The 15,997-nt window shown below is 34.1% G+C and carries 16 protein-coding genes; 5 read left to right on the forward strand and 11 right to left on the reverse strand.

The genetic code is table 11. The features are described from left to right. Window positions 1-74: 74 nt before the first annotated feature. Window positions 75-791, reverse strand: coding sequence for a DUF3307 domain-containing protein (locus tag ACOQN8_RS12335; RefSeq protein ID WP_420552912.1), 717 nt, complete (start codon window positions 789-791; stop codon window positions 75-77). Beyond that, on the reverse strand, window positions 788-1,387 hold the full coding sequence (locus ACOQN8_RS12340) for a SatD family protein (RefSeq protein ID WP_420552913.1): 600 nt from the start codon (window positions 1,385-1,387) through the stop codon (window positions 788-790). The genes ACOQN8_RS12335 and ACOQN8_RS12340 overlap by 4 nt, the downstream gene beginning before the upstream one ends. Window positions 1,388-1,611: 224 nt before the next feature. Here ACOQN8_RS12340 and ACOQN8_RS12345 point away from each other — a divergent pair, with 224 nt between their 5' ends. From ACOQN8_RS12345 to ACOQN8_RS12360, 4 genes are read left to right on the forward strand one after another with little or no spacing between them, the layout of a single operon-like run. After that, the gene (locus ACOQN8_RS12345; RefSeq protein ID WP_420552914.1) at window positions 1,612-2,379 is read left to right on the forward strand and encodes a YwqG family protein; all 768 of its coding nucleotides are present in this window, start codon (window positions 1,612-1,614) and stop codon (window positions 2,377-2,379) included. Between the two features lie 49 nt (window positions 2,380-2,428). After that, on the forward strand, window positions 2,429-3,379 hold the full coding sequence (locus tag ACOQN8_RS12350; protein WP_420552915.1) for a DUF2157 domain-containing protein: 951 nt from the start codon (window positions 2,429-2,431) through the stop codon (window positions 3,377-3,379). Then, window positions 3,367-4,443, forward strand: a complete 1,077-nt coding sequence (locus ACOQN8_RS12355) for a DUF4401 domain-containing protein (protein ID WP_420552916.1) — start codon at window positions 3,367-3,369, stop codon at window positions 4,441-4,443. Before ACOQN8_RS12350 ends, ACOQN8_RS12355 begins: the two co-directional genes overlap by 13 nt. Further along, a complete protein-coding gene (locus ACOQN8_RS12360) occupies window positions 4,430-4,918 on the forward strand; it encodes a GDYXXLXY domain-containing protein (RefSeq protein ID WP_420552917.1) in 489 nt (162 codons plus the stop codon). Before ACOQN8_RS12355 ends, ACOQN8_RS12360 begins: the two co-directional genes overlap by 14 nt. A 75-nt stretch (window positions 4,919-4,993) precedes the next feature. Here ACOQN8_RS12360 and argH read toward each other — a convergent pair whose 3' ends face one another. The 9 genes from argH to ACOQN8_RS12405 form a co-directional block, all read right to left on the reverse strand. Further along, the gene (gene argH / locus ACOQN8_RS12365; RefSeq protein ID WP_420552918.1) at window positions 4,994-6,271 is read right to left on the reverse strand and encodes an argininosuccinate lyase; all 1,278 of its coding nucleotides are present in this window, start codon (window positions 6,269-6,271) and stop codon (window positions 4,994-4,996) included. Between the two features lie 518 nt (window positions 6,272-6,789). Next, entirely contained in the window at window positions 6,790-7,863 is a 1,074-nt protein-coding gene (locus tag ACOQN8_RS12370) for a M20 family metallo-hydrolase (protein WP_420552919.1), read from the reverse strand. Beyond that, window positions 7,860-8,639 carry an acetylglutamate kinase gene (argB, locus tag ACOQN8_RS12375; RefSeq protein ID WP_420552920.1) on the reverse strand — a complete coding sequence of 260 codons (780 nt, stop codon included), beginning with the start codon at window positions 8,637-8,639 and terminating at the stop codon, window positions 7,860-7,862. The genes ACOQN8_RS12370 and argB overlap by 4 nt, the downstream gene beginning before the upstream one ends. Continuing rightward, the gene (locus ACOQN8_RS12380) at window positions 8,636-9,577 is read right to left on the reverse strand and encodes a Rossmann-fold NAD(P)-binding domain-containing protein (protein WP_420552921.1); all 942 of its coding nucleotides are present in this window, start codon (window positions 9,575-9,577) and stop codon (window positions 8,636-8,638) included. The genes argB and ACOQN8_RS12380 overlap by 4 nt, the downstream gene beginning before the upstream one ends. Further along, a complete protein-coding gene (locus ACOQN8_RS12385) occupies window positions 9,574-10,710 on the reverse strand; it encodes an aspartate aminotransferase family protein (RefSeq protein WP_420552922.1) in 1,137 nt (378 codons plus the stop codon). The genes ACOQN8_RS12380 and ACOQN8_RS12385 overlap by 4 nt, the downstream gene beginning before the upstream one ends. Next, a complete protein-coding gene (proC, locus tag ACOQN8_RS12390; protein WP_420552923.1) occupies window positions 10,707-11,507 on the reverse strand; it encodes a pyrroline-5-carboxylate reductase in 801 nt (266 codons plus the stop codon). The genes ACOQN8_RS12385 and proC overlap by 4 nt, the downstream gene beginning before the upstream one ends. Window positions 11,508-11,524: 17 nt before the next feature. After that, a complete protein-coding gene (argC, locus tag ACOQN8_RS12395) occupies window positions 11,525-12,502 on the reverse strand; it encodes an N-acetyl-gamma-glutamyl-phosphate reductase (RefSeq protein WP_420552924.1) in 978 nt (325 codons plus the stop codon). 4 nt (window positions 12,503-12,506) lie between these two features. Further along, window positions 12,507-13,685: an argininosuccinate synthase gene (locus ACOQN8_RS12400; RefSeq protein WP_420552925.1), complete on the reverse strand. Its 1,179-nt coding sequence runs from the start codon at window positions 13,683-13,685 to the stop codon at window positions 12,507-12,509. After that, entirely contained in the window at window positions 13,682-14,296 is a 615-nt protein-coding gene (locus ACOQN8_RS12405; protein WP_235274054.1) for a GNAT family N-acetyltransferase, read from the reverse strand. The genes ACOQN8_RS12400 and ACOQN8_RS12405 overlap by 4 nt, the downstream gene beginning before the upstream one ends. An 812-nt stretch (window positions 14,297-15,108) precedes the next feature. On the opposite strand from ACOQN8_RS12405, the gene ACOQN8_RS12410 reads away from it, so the two are divergent. Then, a complete protein-coding gene (locus ACOQN8_RS12410; RefSeq protein ID WP_420552926.1) occupies window positions 15,109-15,996 on the forward strand; it encodes a branched-chain amino acid transaminase in 888 nt (295 codons plus the stop codon). Window position 15,997: the final 1 nt, after the last annotated feature.

Raw genomic sequence — 15,997 nt, forward strand, 5'->3', positions numbered from 1 at the left:
AATAAGAATGCATAAAAAAAGCTCAATCCTATAATGAATTGAGCGGTATTGTTTTATGCTGTAGAAAGTAGTAATTATAAAAGCTTGCTGATGTATTGGTAGGTAAGACCTATAGAAATAGCCAAACCAAAACTAATTAGGGTTCCTATAAGGATGTATTCTGTTAGTTTTCGGTCTTTTGCTCTAGAAAGGTCGCCAAACCTAAAAACAGATTTCGCAGCGATTAACAAACCTATGGCACTCCATTGGTTTAATAAAATAAAGCCAAAAACAAACAAACGTTCTAAAATACCAATGTATTTTCCTGCGTTTTCTAAAGAGTCTTCCGACTTGTCTTCTTCCAGTACCCATTTACTCATTAAAATTTTCATGAGTATAGATGATACAAATGAAACCGTAAGTAGGGCTAGAATAAGTAAGAGAAACTTAGGTGCATACAACGTTGAAAAGTCAATGGTATAAGGAGTATTGGCATATACCACTAAGAAAATAACCAACAAGTGTAAGCATTGGTCGGCAGCAAATAACCAACTGTCGTTAAATTTACCTTCCAGTCGTAACTTTAATAAATCAATTCCTAAATGACTAATTACAATGGCTAGGATAGAAAGCCAATACGAGGTATCGAATCCTAAAATAACAATCAATGCTAATAAGTGTACCAATCCATGCAGGTAAAAATATTTAGATTTATAGGTCTTTTCTTTTTTAGCAGCTACCCAATGAGTAGGTTGTAGTACAAAATCTCCTACAACATGAGCAATTAATAATTTAAGTAGAAGGGTTATCATAATTGAGCAATTTGTTGAGTATAAAATTCATTCATGGTTAGTAGTTCGTCATAACCACCTCTTTTTAAGGCTTCGCTGATATTACTTTGCGATCTGTCAAGAAGTTTGGCCAAGTCTTTCTGATTCTTTTCAGGGTTTTCCAAGGCTACTTTAATAACCTTCGAAACTACGCTGCTCCAATTATCGGTAATTAAAAGCGAAAGTTTAAACATGGTGTTCAAGGTTTGGTCTAGTAAAGTATTTCCCGACTTTATACCTAAAGAATGTTTTTTTAAACCTTCAAAGCATTCACCAGAGTGGATATAGGCACTACCATTGGCCTCTGTTATTTTAGGCGAACTATAGGTTTCTTCGCCTATACCAATAGCAATTCTAACATCGTAGGTTTTGGTTTGCTTAATGGCAGACTTGATATGGATTGCAGCAAGCAAGGCTTTTTTAGGATCTAGGGCTAACTGAAAACTATCGCCTCTAAAAATTTCCCAACTTTTGGGTTCTTCTCCATAGTTGTTCAAGATATCTTTTAAAAGGTGAATCCAATCTTCTATGGTTCCTTGTCTAGAGTTTATAATGTCTCCTGTAAGTACAGCTTTCATTGGTTGTTTTTTTCAAATATATCTTTAATTAAGCAGATATACAAGAATATCTGCTGAAAAGCAGATAATTTAAGTTATCTGTTCTTAAGCCGATATTATAGCTCTAGAAGCATTAAAAGAGGAGTGTTTGCATGAATGCTTATAGAGATGTTTTTGTGTTCTAAGAGACCTTATTTACAAGAGAAGTCGATATATTTGTGTATTCAGTATAAAAAAATAGCTATATGATTCCAGACTTTTTAAAGAAATATGAATCGGACTTAAAAGAGTACGAAAGAGAGTTTATAAAAATAATTGCGAAACCTAGAAAAGAAAAAGATTTAGAAGATAATTTAGACTTAAAAGACAGTAAGTTCCTTGGATTTCCCTTTTTTCCAAAAGAAAAAGACTATCCGAAAGATAAGAATGGGAAACCAATGGTACTAGTGGCTCAGCTTAACTTTGCACAAATCCCTTCATTAAAGTTTTATCCAACAGATGGGATTCTTCAATTGTTTTTGTCGGCAACAGAATGGTATGTAGAAGATGCAGCGATTGTTTACCATACCAAAGAAGATTTAGAGAAAGAGCCTTTACAAGATTTTTCTTTCTTATCGGTTAAGGATTATGAAGAGATGCCTGTTTTTAAGCTACATCAATTATCGTTTGAAAAAGGAATTGATAGAGGAGGTTCTGAAGATTCACAATTTGATTATTTGTTTGGTGAAGATGGTTACTGGGACTTTTCAGAAAGTTTAACTGAGGAGCAAGAAGAAGAGTTTGGAGAATATTTTGACGCTACTGGACATAAAATAGGAGGCTATGCAGAGTTTACACAATCCGATCCAAGAGACTATGAGATAGGTAGTGCAGACGATGTTCAGCTATTACAAATAGATGTAGATGATCATATTATGTTTGGAGATAGTGGGCTAGGCCATATTTTTATAAACAAAGAAGCTTTGATTAATAAAGACTTTTCTAAAGCGTATTTTTATTGGGATTGTTGCTAAAAGTAGACTAAATTTGAAAGGATAGAGGGAAAACATTAAAAAAAATTGAATGAAAGATATTGATAGAGAAGATATTCAGATAATTGCCCAGCATAGCAATTGGTCTGAAAGAAGTATTCAAAAGATATTGAATACACAGGTGTATCACGATAAAACATCTTGGCAACAGTTTCTGAGATTGTTTTTTATGAGTTTGGGTGTTGGTTTTACTATTGCGGGAATTATTTTCTTCTTTGCCTATAACTGGGCAAGTATGCACAAGTTTTTTAAACTAGGTTTAATAGAAGGAGGAATTTTACTACTCACCCTAGTTTTAGTAGTGGCTAAAATACCGTTAGATATAAAGAAAATAATACTAACAGGAGTTTCTGTATTGGTAGGAGTGTTGTTTGCTGTATTTGGACAGATTTATCAAACGGGTGCCAATGCCTACGACTTTTTCTTAGGTTGGACTATGGCTATTGTTATTTGGGTTGTCATTTCAAACTTTGCTCCTTTATGGTTAGTGTTTATAACGCTCATCAACACAACGCTTATTTTATATGCTGAGCAAGTAGCTCAAGACTGGTCAGAAATTTTTGTCTTTGCTTTGCTGTTTTGTATCAATGCACTGTTTTTAATAGCATTCTTATTGGTAAAGAAAATAAATGAGCACATTAGTGTCCCTAGTTGGTTTACCAATGTATTAGCATTGGCAGTGGTATTCTTTAGCACCGTAGGGATTGCAACAGGAATTTTTGAAAGAAACTCGGAAGCTTTTTGGGTGTTATTACTATTAGCAACAGGGCTGTATGGAATAGGAGTTCGATATGGATTGAAGGAAAGAAGTGTTTTTTACCTTTCAATAATTGCGTTTAGCTGTATTATTGTTTGTTGTGCACTGCTTTTAAAAATAACAGATGGAGAAGGAATGTTTTTCTTCCTGAGTCTATTTGTTATTGCAAGTGTAAGTGTTGTGATTAAAACCTTAACAGATTTGAAAAAGAAATGGAAGAATTAGCGAATAAAAAGGAATTGTTAGAAAGTATTCGTTTGAGTGAAGACAAAGATTTTACCTATAACGAACAAGCGATTTTAGACAGTTATTTAAAAAAAGAAGAAAACAAATCGGGCTTAGCAATTAAGATACTTACCATTTTAGGAAGTTTTGTAGCAATGTTAGCATTTATAGCCTTTTTAGCAATAGCTGGCTTTTACAGTTCTGAAGCTGCTATGATATTTTTAGGAGGACTGTTTATAGTGCTTGCTGTTGTAACTAATGTAGTAAAGGATAATCTTATTTGGGATACCTTTAGTGTTACAATATATATAACAGGATTTGTAATGCTTGTTTTTGGTTTGTCTTTGGCAAAGATGAATGAAGATATGATATCCATACTCGTTGGCTTAATAGCTTTTAGTACTTTAGTAATTACACAAAATTATATCTTATCGTTTATAGCCATACTTACCGTAAATGGAAGCTTTTTGTCTTTATTGTTAAATACAGAGGTTTACGATTTTATCCATATATATGTTGGAGTGATGGCTTTAATGCTAAGCTATGTGTTTTTAAAAGAGGCAAGAATATTATCATCCACAAAAAAGCTAGCGAAACTATACAATCCACTTAGGATTGGCGTGGTTATTTCCTTTCTAATAGGTTTGAGTATGCTAGGGAAGAAAGGAGCAATAGCATTGAATGAAAATTACATTTGGATTTCCTCAGTATTATTTATCATCATAGGAATGTATATTGTACATGTGATTATCAAAGTACACGAAATAACACTAACTAAAACCAAGGCGATATTATATGTGTTAAGCTTTTTAATATTACTGTCAACTTTATTCTCACCAGCAATATCGGGAGCTATCATATTGTTGTTACTTAGCTTTTTGGTTAATTATAAAACAGGACTGGTTATAGGGATCGTAGCTTTAATCTATTTTGTTTCGCAATATTATTACGACTTGAGCTTTACTTTACTAACCAAGTCTATACTATTATTTGTATCAGGTGTGCTGTTTTTAGCATGCTATGTATTCACCACAAAAATGCTAGGAAATAATGAAGAAATATAAATGGATACTCATTCTTTTAAACCTTGCTATTTTATTAGTATTGTTTAATCGATCAATTTTTCAGAAAGAGGCCTTATTAGAAAACGGACAATTGGTTTTGTTTGAATTAGCCCCTGTAGATCCTCGTTCTTTAATGCAAGGAGATTATATGAGATTGAATTATGCGATTTCAAACAATGTAGATACTGACAGTATTACTAAAAGAGGATTCTGCGTAATAAAACTTACCGAAGATGGTATTGCAAAGAAAGTACGTATGCAAGAAGGTAAAGAACCAATAAACGAGGGAGAGTTTTTAATACGATATAACTTAAAGAAATGGGGAAGAGTAAGCATTGGTGCTGAATCTTACTTTTTTCAAGAAGGAGATGCTAAAAAGTATGAAAAAGCCAAGTATGGAGGAATCAAAGTAGATACACAAGGAAACAGTCTTTTGGTTGGTTTGTATGATGAAAACCGACAAAAAATAGAATAATTACCAGATGGTATATCTCCTTAAAAGCAGATAACTTCAATTATCTGCTTTTAAGACGATATTTTAAATTACTCGTTAACTGTTCTCCATTTTCTGACGTATCAATTCCAAACCTAAATTTCCTATACTACCTAAATGGCTGTGTTGTTTAGATCTGTCGGGAACATAGCTCCCTTGGTTTACCTCATTTCCTATTTTCTGATAAGCCTCTCGGAAAGGCATTCCGTTTTCTACCAATGTATTGATATTGTCTACCGTAAATAGATATTGGTATTTTTCTGAAGTCAAATCAATGTCTTTGATAACAATCTGCTCAATGGCATAGTTAAAGATGAACAGAATTTCTTTCATACTTTCCAAAGCCTGTAGCATGTTTTCTTTTAACAACTGATAGTCTCTATGATAGCCACTTGGTAAATTATTGGTGATTAAAAGCATTTCGGATTGCAAGGCTTGAATTTTATTACACTTACCACGGATGAGCTCAAAAACATCTGGATTCTTTTTATGTGGCATAATACTACTTCCAGTGGTAAGCGCTTCAGGAAAGGAAATAAAATCAAAATTCTGACTCATATACAAACAAATATCCATAGCAAAACGAGCTAGGGTATTGGCTAAGCTACCAACAGCCATGGCAACGGTACGTTCGCTTTTTCCTCTGCTCATTTGAGCGGCTACAACATTGTACTTTAAAGTAGCAAACTCAAGTTCTTGGGTGGTAAAAACTCTATCGATAGGGAAGGAGCTACCATAACCAGCTGCCGAGCCTAATGGATTTTGATCGACTACTTTTAATGCTGCATTTAAAAGATACACATCATCAATTAAAAGTTCAGCATAAGCAGAAAACCATAAGCCAAAAGAAGAAGGCATGGCTACTTGCAAATGCGTATAACCAGGTAGTAAAGCTTCTTTATGAGTATCAGCCAATTGGAGAAGGGTATCAAAAAAAGATTTAGTCAAATGGTTGATTTCCTGTAAACTCTCTTTATAATATAAATGCAGAGCGACTAACACCTGATCGTTTCTAGAACGAGCGGTATGTATTTTCTTTCCAACATCACCGTATTGTTGGGTGAGTTCAAATTCTATTTTAGAATGTACATCTTCAAAGTGTGCTTCAATGGTAAAAGACTTGTTGTTGATTTGCACAAGCAAGGACTCTAATCCCGAAAGCAATTGTTGAAGTTCATCAGCGGTTATGATGTTGATGCTATGTAACATTTTAGCATGTGCTATAGAAGCAAGTACATCGTATTTCGCAATATGCAGGTCAATTTCTCTGTCGTTACCGACGGTAAACAGTTCTATTTTATGGTCTATATTGGTTCCTTTATCCCAAAGTTTCATTTTTTTCAATTATCGGTTAACAATTATCAATTATCGGTTATCAGTTGTTGGTTATCAATACTCAACACTCATATCTAACTACTCAATCAAATATTTTCGTTTTTAATCTTTTTGTCTCACATCTCAATTCTCACTACTAATATCTCAATACTCATATCTAAAGTTTTAAGTCTTTAGTTGTTAGTTTTTAGTAAATATTGTTTTTACATTTCAAGTCCTCCCGTCTTTCGTCTAACATCTCAATTCTCACTACTAACATCTCACTACTCATGTCAAAAGTTTTTAGTCTTTAGTTGTTAGTTTTTAGTGAAAGTTGTTTTCACGTTTCGAGTCTTTCGTCTTCCCGTCTTTCGTCTTTAATCTTTTTATCTAAGTTTCAATTCTCACAACTAACATCTCACTACTCAATTAAGTCTTTCGTCTTTTATCTTTTGTCTCACATCTAACACCTCAATCAAGTCTTCCTGTCTTTAATCTTTTTGTCTAACTACTCAATACTAACATCTCAATTCTCACTACTAACACCTCAATACTCTCCCCAACAACTCCACATACAACTCAATTCCTTCTTCAATTTCATGGAGATAAATAAATTCATCAGCGGTATGGGAACGCTTACTATCTCCAGGTCCTAGTTTTAAAGAAGGACAACTCAATACAGATTGATCAGAAAGCGTAGGAGAGCCATAAGTAGTTCGACCTAAGGAAATTCCAGCTTGAACCAAATCGTGATGTATAGGAATGGAAGAAGAATTTAAATGCGTATTACGAGGAACAATACTATGGCAAGGCGCTTCTTTTTGAAGTAAATCGACAATTTCCTGATTCGTGTACTGGTCGTTTACACGAACATCAACCACTAAGGAAACTTCAGCAGGTACAGCATTGTGTTGCTTCCCAGCATTGATTTGAGTTACCGTCATTTTTACAGGGCCTAAGACCTCAGAAGTTTTTTCAAATTCATAGTCTTTAAACCATTGTAACACATCTATACAATTATAAATAGCATTGTTGGTGTTAGGATGAGCTGCATGACTCGGAGTTCCTTTAACCACAGCATCAAAAACAACCAAACCTTTTTCGGCAATGGCCAATTGCATTTGCGTAGGTTCGCCAACAATGGCTACAGCGATTTCCGGAATACTAGATAACATACTGTTTAATCCGTTAGCTCCGCTGCTTTCTTCTTCAGCTGAACCTACAAATACCAAGTTATAAGCTAAGCTTTCCTGTGCATAAAAATGAGTGAAAGTAGCCAATAAAGAAACCAAGCATCCACCAGCATCGTTGCTTCCTAAACCGTATAGTTTACCGTCTTCAACTAGTGCTTCAAACGGATTTTTGGTATAGCCTTTATTTGGTTTTACGGTATCGTGATGCGAGTTAAGTAATAAACTAGGCTTTTGTGCATCGAAATGTTGGTTTACTGCCCAAACATTGTGTTGGTTTCTTTGAAAAGGTATGTGATGGTTAACAAACCAATTTTCAAGCAAGGCAGCAGTAGCATCTTCTTCAGAAGAAAAAGAAGGAGTTTCAATTAGCTTTTTTAAAAGCTCAATGGCTTCAGTGGTTAATATATCTAGTGTTTTCATGAAGCTTGTATGGTAGTAAATTTAGAATTTTGTTTGTATAGCATGGCTGGTTTTCCAAGGTATACTTTATGTACTTGATGGTCTAAAGCATAGAAACAATTGTTTAGTTTAGGCAACATCCCATTGACTATTATTTGCTGTGATAGTAGGTCTTGGTAGGTTTCTTTAGTAAGATGTTCTATCACAGAATCGTCATTTTCTACATTGATTAGTACTCCGTTTTTTTCAAAACAGTAATAGAGTTCCGTTTGATACTGTTGTGCAAACCCTATGGCTAGCTCAGCAGCTATGGTATCGGCATTGGTATTTAATAATTGTCCTTCAGTAGAATGTGTAATGGCACAAAAAACAGGCGTAATATGCTGTGCTAATAAGCTTTCTAAAACAGTGGTGTTTACTTTAATCACATCGCCCACAAAACCATAATCAATCTCTTTTACTGGTCTTTTTACTGAAAGAATCGTATTTCCATCAGCTCCCGTAAAACCAAGAGCATTACAAGAATTCTTTTGGAGTGTTGTAACTATGTTCTTATTGATTTTTCCTGCATATACCATGGTAATTAGATCTAAGGTTTGGGTGTCGGTAATTCTTCTCCCATCAGTCATTTGTACCTTAATATTCATTTGTTCGGCAAGCTTGGTCGCTAGTTTACCGCCTCCATGTACCAGTATTTTTGGACCTTCTATAGTTGAAAAGTGATACAGAAAGTCGTCCAAGGCTTTTGGATCGTCAATAATATTGCCGCCTATTTTTATTATTTTAAGTGTTTTCATGAGGATAGGTTTTCTATAATTTTCTTCAATACTATCTGAGCTGCATAGGTTCTGTTATTGGCTTGTTGTATAACCACAGAAGCATCACTATCTAACACAGCATCTTCTACAACTACATTTCTTCTTACGGGCAAGCAGTGCATAAATTTGGCGTTGCCTAAAGTTTCTTTGTTAAGCATCCAACTGGAATCTTCCGAAAGTATTTTTCCGTATTCTGAATAACTACTCCAGTTCTTTACATAAACAAAATCAGCATCTTGTAGGGCTTTTTGTTGATTGTATTCAATGGGAATATCTTTAGTTATTTGAGTATCCAATTCATAACCTTCAGGATGTGTGATGGAAAAATCAATGTCTATTTCTGACATCATTTTTACAAAAGAATTGGCAACTGAATGAGGCAATGCTTTGGGGTGGGGTGCCCAAGACAATACTACTTTTGGTTTTTGTATGATTTTCAACTCTTCAATAGTAATGGCATCTGCCAAGGCCTGTAGTGGATGTGCAACCGCACTTTCCATATTAATTACAGGAACAGTGGCATACTTTAGAAAACTATTGAGGACTAAATCGCTGCTATCTTTTGCTTTATCTTTTAATGATGGGAAAGCCCTTACGGCAATAATATCGGCATACTGAGAAACTACTTGTGAAGCTTCTTTGATATGTTCAGCAGTATTGAAATTCATCATAGTTCCGTCTTCAAACTCAAGTTTCCAAGAGTCGTTTACGTTTAATACCATTACATCCATCCCTAAGTTCTTGGCTGCTTTTTCGGTACTTAATCGCGTTCTTAAACTTGCATTAAAAAATAGCATGACCAAGGTTTTATGCTTTCCAATGCTTGCATATTGATACGGGTTTTTCTTTAAAGCAATGGCTTCTTGAATGGTATTTGGAATACTTTCAAGGTCTTTTATGTTGGTGTATTTTTTCATGAATGTTTGTTTAACTCGGTTATCAGTCCTTCAAAAAAGAAATCGACCTGAGGCTCTTTCAAGGTTAATGGCGGAAGGATTCTTAATAAATTCGGATTCTTGGCACTTCCTGTAAATATGTGTTGCTTAAAGATGAGGTCTTTTCGTAAGTCAGCTATCGGAAAGTTGAATTCGAGCCCTAACATTAAGCCTCTTCCTTTTACTTTTTTTATTTGAGGAATTGTCGCTGCTTTTTGTTGAAAGTAAGCTGAAATATGCTTGGCATTGTCTAATAATTGTTCTTGCTCTAAAACAGTTAAGACACTTAACGAAGCTGCACAGGCTAAGTGATTACCACCAAAAGTAGTCCCTAGCAAACCATAAGATGCTTTAATACTTGGGTGAATTAAGATACCACCAACAGGAAATCCATTACCCATACCTTTAGCCATAGAAATAATATCGGGTTGAATTCCGTGTTTTTGAAAGGCAAAGAAATCACCAGTTCTTCCAAACCCCGATTGTACTTCGTCTGCAATCAATACAGTTTGGTACTTTTTACATAAGTTAGCCAAACCTTGATAAAACGTTGTAGAGCTTTCGTCCAAACCACCAACTCCTTGAATACATTCAATAATAACAGCACATATATCGCCTTTTTGCAATGCTTTTTCTACGGCCGTTAAATCGCCCAATTGGCAGAATTCAACTTCTTGCTGTGCATTGATAGGTGCTACAATCTTAGTGTTATCAGTAGCAGCAACAGCAGCTGAGGTTCTTCCGTGAAAAGAGTTTGAGAAAGAAAGAACTTTCTTTTTACCCGTATGAAAGGAAGCTAGCTTTAAGGCATTTTCATTAGCTTCGGCTCCCGAATTGCATAAGAACAATTGGTAATCCTTACAATTAGCTTGTTGTGTTAATTTCTTAGCCAAAGCTTCTTGCAATGGATTCTGAATAGAATTGCTATAAAACCCTAAATCGCTTAATTGTTTTCTAATGTTTTGTACATAAGTAGGATGGGAGTGCCCAATAGAAATAACAGCATGCCCTCCGTATAAGTCTAAATATTCGGTACCGTTTTTATCGTATACAAAAACATCTGCTGCCTTTATTGGGGTAATGTCAAACAAAGGATATACATTAAATAAACTCATAATTGTTCCGATTTTATAGTGTTAATTTTTTGGTAGGATGCCACCATTCCTTGGATAAGTGATGAACTTAATCCTTGGTGTTCCATTTCATTCAGTCCCTCAATAGTACAGCCTTTAGGAGTAGTTACTTTGTCTATTTCTTGCTCTGGATGATTACCATTGGTAATTAGTAAGCTAGAAGCTCCTTCGCAGGTATGCATGGCTAGTTCCTGTGCTTCATGGGCATCAAAACCTAGTTGAATAGCAGCTTGAGTAGTAGCTCTAATCATTCGCATCCAAAAAGCAATACCACTAGCACAAACTACCGTAGCTGCTTGCATTTGCGATTCAGGTATGATGATAGAAGTTCCTAGTTTGTTAAAAATAGTCTCCGCAGTACTTATTTTTTCTAATCCTTTAGAGTTTCCACATAAACAAGTCATCGATTTTCCTACGGCAATAGCTGTATTCGGCATAGCCCTGATGATGCTGTTCTCAGTTCCTATGATTTCTTCAATCTTAGCAATTGAAAAACCTGTAATTGTAGAAATAACCAGATGATGTGATTTTAATTCTGTTTGTATTTCGGCTAATATCTTCGTTATATGTGCTGGTTGTACAGCTAAAAGAATAATGTCTGAATTTTGAATTGCTTCTGTGTTGTTACTTGTTAAGAAGACATTGTCAATAGTCTCAAACTCTTTAAGAGCTGCTATGTTTCTTTTGGTTAAGAATAAACTACTAATTGCTTTTGTATTAATAAGTCCTTTTGCAATAGATTTACCTAAGTTTCCTGTACCTATAATTGCTATTTTCATATGTTTGTGTTTTGTTGTTAAAAGAAGTTTGCTTTTAGTTGTAATCCTTCAGATTCCTCAAAACCAAATAGCAAATTCATGTTTTGAATGGCTTGCCCTGAAGCTCCTTTTAATAGATTGTCAATAATGCTTGTAATCAAAAGTTTGTTGTTGTGTTTGTGTAAGTGAATCAAACATTTATTGGTATTTACTACTTGTTTTAAGTGTATTTGATTCTCTGAAACAAAAGTGAACGGAGCTTCTTTGTAATACTCCTGATACATAGCTTTTGCATCTTCCAAACTTCCTTCAAAATAGGTGTAAGCTGTAGCGAAAATTCCTCTTGAAAAGTCACCTCTGTTAGGCATGAATACGAGTTCATTATCAAAATTAGTTTGTAAGATTTTGATTGACTCAGTAATTTCTCCTAAATGTTGATGTGTAAAAGGTTTGTAATAGGAAAAGTTATTATCTCTCCAAGTAAAATGAGTAGTTGGAGATAAAGAAGTTCCAGCTCCTGTAGCTCCTGTTACTGCATTAATATGTACATCTTTACTAAGTAATCCTGATTTAGCTAATGGCAATAAAGCGAGTTGAATTGCTGTGGCAAAACAGCCTGGGTTTGCAATGTTTTTGGCCTTTTGAATGTTTTCTTTTTGTAATTCTGGTAAACCATAAACAAATTCTCTCTCTTGAAAAGCTTTGTCTTTAGTTAACCTGAAATCGTTTCCTAAATCAATGATTTTAGTCTTGTTAGAAAAGATATGATTATCTAAAAACTTCTTAGAATTTCCGTGTCCCAAGCATAAAAACAACACATCTACTTTTGGGTTGATGGTATCTGTAAATTCCATAGTTAAAGAGCCTTCTAAATCTTGATGAACAGCACTAATTTTATTCCCTGCATTGGATGTACTGTATACAAAGTTCAATGTAGCCTTTGGATGTTGTAGTAATAATCTAATTAGTTCACCTGCGGTATAACCTGCACCTCCTATAATTCCTACTTGTATCATGTTGTTAAGAATTTACTTGTTGATATATTTTATTCTGATTTCCTAAGATTTTGATAAATCCTTTGGCTTCGTCTGAAGTCCAGCTATTATTTTCCTCACCATAACTACCAAACTTTGGGTTCATCAAATCATGTTTAGAGCTAATACCATCTAATTGAAAATGATAAGGTTTTAAGGTTACGAATACATCGCCTGTTACTTTTTCTTGACTGCTACTTAAAAAAGCTTCAATGTTTCTCATTACAGGATCTAAATAATGTCCTTCGTGTAAATGCATTCCGTAAAAGCTAGCCATGTATTCCTTATGTTGTAACTGCCATTTGGTTAAGGTGTGCTTTTCTAACAAGTGATGTGCTTTAATAAGTATCAAAGCAGCCGCAGCTTCAAAACCAACACGCCCTTTAATTCCTACAATGGTATCACCTACATGAATATCTCTACCAATGGCATAAGAACTCGCAAGTTTGTTTAGTTTTTGTATGTTTTTTTCTGGAGTATCGTTAATGGAGTTTAAGCTTATAAATTCTCCTTTTTTAAAACCTAGTTTTATTGTTTCTTCTCCTGTTTTTTCTAATTGAGAAGGATAGGCCTGTTCTGGTAATGCTTTATGAGATGTTAAGGTTTCGTCGCCACCAACACTGGTTCCCCAAAGTCCTTTGTTTATTGAGTATTTAGCTTTTTCCCAAGAGAGTTCAATACCATTGTCTTTTAAATATTGAATTTCTTCCTGTCTCGATAATTGTTGTTCCCTAATTGGGGTTATGATTTTGATTTCTGGAGCAATGGTTTGAAAAATCATATCAAATCTTACTTGATCGTTTCCTGCGCCAGTACTACCATGTGCAATATATTCTGCTCCGATGCTTTTAGCATAATTAGCAATTTCAATTGCTTGAACTATTCTTTCTGCACTAACTGATAAAGGATAGGTGTTGTTTTTTAATACATTTCCAAAAATGAGATACTTCACTACTTTTTCATAAAAGGTAGAAATAGCATCAATATTTTGATAAGTTGAAACGCCCATTTTATAGGCATTGGTTTCAATAGTTTTGATTTCTTTTTGTGTAAAACCTCCTGTGTTTATGCTAATCGCATGTACTTCGTATCCAGCTTTAGATAAGCTAACAGCGCAATAAGAAGTATCTAATCCTCCGCTATATGCAATGACTAATTTTTTCATTTTTTATCTTTTTTTAAATAGATGCTTTCTTTAATTCTCTTTAATCTTTGAAACACCTTTTCTTTGATTTTTACCTTGTTATTATTTGTTGTTGATGGATTGTATAACATGCCCGTACACAAGCACATTTGTTGTTTTGTTCGCTGTAAAACATCGTAGTTTTTACAAGTCTGACAACCTTTCCAGAAGGAAGCATCATTGGTTAATTCTGAAAAAGTAACGGGTTTGTAGCCTAAGTCGCTATTTAGTTTCATAACAGCCAATCCCGTAGTAATAGAGAAGATTTTAGCGTTTGGAAACTTAGTTCTAGAGTGTTTAAAAACAGTTGCTTTAATTTTTTTAGCAAGTCCAATTCCTCTGTAATCTGGATGAACAATTAATCCAGAATTGGCTACAAACTTACCGTGACTCCATGCTTCGATATAGCAAAAGCCAGCAAACTTATCGCCATCTAAGGCAATAACAGCGTTGTTGTTTTCTAGTTTAGTAATGATGTATTCAGGTTTACGTTTGGCAATACCTGTACCTCTAACTTGAGCAGCTTCATCAATTGTTCGACAAATGATATCGGCATACTTTGCATGCGATTTATCAGCAATAACAATTTTCATTGTTCTTGATTTTAAATTAAAATGATTGTAAAATGGATTGTTTTTGAAAAGAAGAACCGGACTCACCTAGGTTCAATAACCGACTAACACCCTGACGGGCGACGGCGGAAAATAGGGCGTACAACAACTGGACTATTCGAAAGAATAGCTATAGGAAAAACCGATATGTAGTTGAAATTGTACAAGAAATAAAAAATAAAAATTACGTATATAGGGTATGGTTTGTTAGCTTTTAGCGGCGGCGGCGAAAGCGAACAAATGTACTGGGAACAGTACTACGTATTTTATTTTTTAAAGAATTCATGCCGCAAACATATAAAATAATTTTTACTTTTTTTTGAAATAAATTAGGATAATTAAAAATTTATTCTAAATATTTGTGACATCAAACAAATGAAAAAACAAATTTTAAATATCATTTCTATTATTGTCATTGTGATTATTTCACAAGGATAGAGGGAATGCGTTTAAATTATAATATAATAAATAAAAAGGCTTCCTAGATTTAGGAAGCCTTTTTTAGTTAACAAAAGATATGAGTAGAAACTTAAATATCGTAGTAGTCTTAATTATTGTCATTATTAGCTCACCACCGAGTTGATACAGATAATTATTGCTATACAATAAAGCCTGTGTCAATTTAGATGCAGGCTTTTTTTTGTACTGAATATTAGAGTTTTAAATATGTAACTAATTAAAAATCAATAAAATGAGTTTTAAATCCGTCAAGTAGATATCATTAAATCACAGAAAAATAAGAATTAACTAAAAAGACAATAAAATAATTTCGAACAGCAAAACAACTAAAAACAATGTATTACAAAGAGGATAGTATCATTTTTTATAACGGAAAATTTATCAAAGCATCGGAAGCTACAGAGAATCCATATAGCCAAAGTTTACATTATGGAAATGGCGTTTTTGAAGGAATAAGAGCTTATAATACTCCAAACGGTACAAGAATTTTTAAATCGGAAGCCCATTATAAACGCTTAAAATATGGAGCTGAAGTAATGAATATTCAGTTCAACTATACAGAAGAAGAGCTTACTAAAATAACATATGAATTGTTAGAAAGAAACGGATTGAAAGATGCATATATACGCCCGTTAATCACCACTGGAGCCGATATGAGTTTGGTAACTTCTAATGAAACGAATTTAATTATTCAGTGCTGGGAATGGGGAAAATATATGGGAGATAAGTTATTACGTGTTAAAACATCTTCATTTCAAAGACCAAATCCTAAAGCATGTTTTGTAGAGGCAAAGGTTACTGGACATTATATCAATTCTATTCTTTCAACAAATGAAGCTAAGCAAAATGGTTATGATGAAGCTTTGTTATTAGATATGAATGGAAATGTAGCAGAGTGTTCAGGTGCTAATATTTTTATGGAAAAAGACGGAAAGTTGTATACGCCACCACGTGGACATATTATGGCTGGAATTACAAGGTCTACGGTTATAGAATTGTGTAAAGAAGAAGGAATTTCTATTGAAGAAAAGCACTTTACACTAGAAGAATTGAAAAATGCAGATGCATGTTTTTTTACAGGAACCGCTGCTGAAGTAGTAGGATTAAAATCTCTAGATACTTATGAATTTCCTCTTGCATGGGAAAAATCACACGGATATCAATTAATGAAATTATATAAAGACGAAGTACTAGGCTTACGTCAAAAAAGAAAAGCGAGTTAGA

Origin of the sequence: Tenacibaculum aiptasiae, from assembly GCF_965221665.1 — a bacterium.
GTDB lineage: Bacteria > Bacteroidota > Bacteroidia > Flavobacteriales > Flavobacteriaceae > Polaribacter > Polaribacter aiptasiae.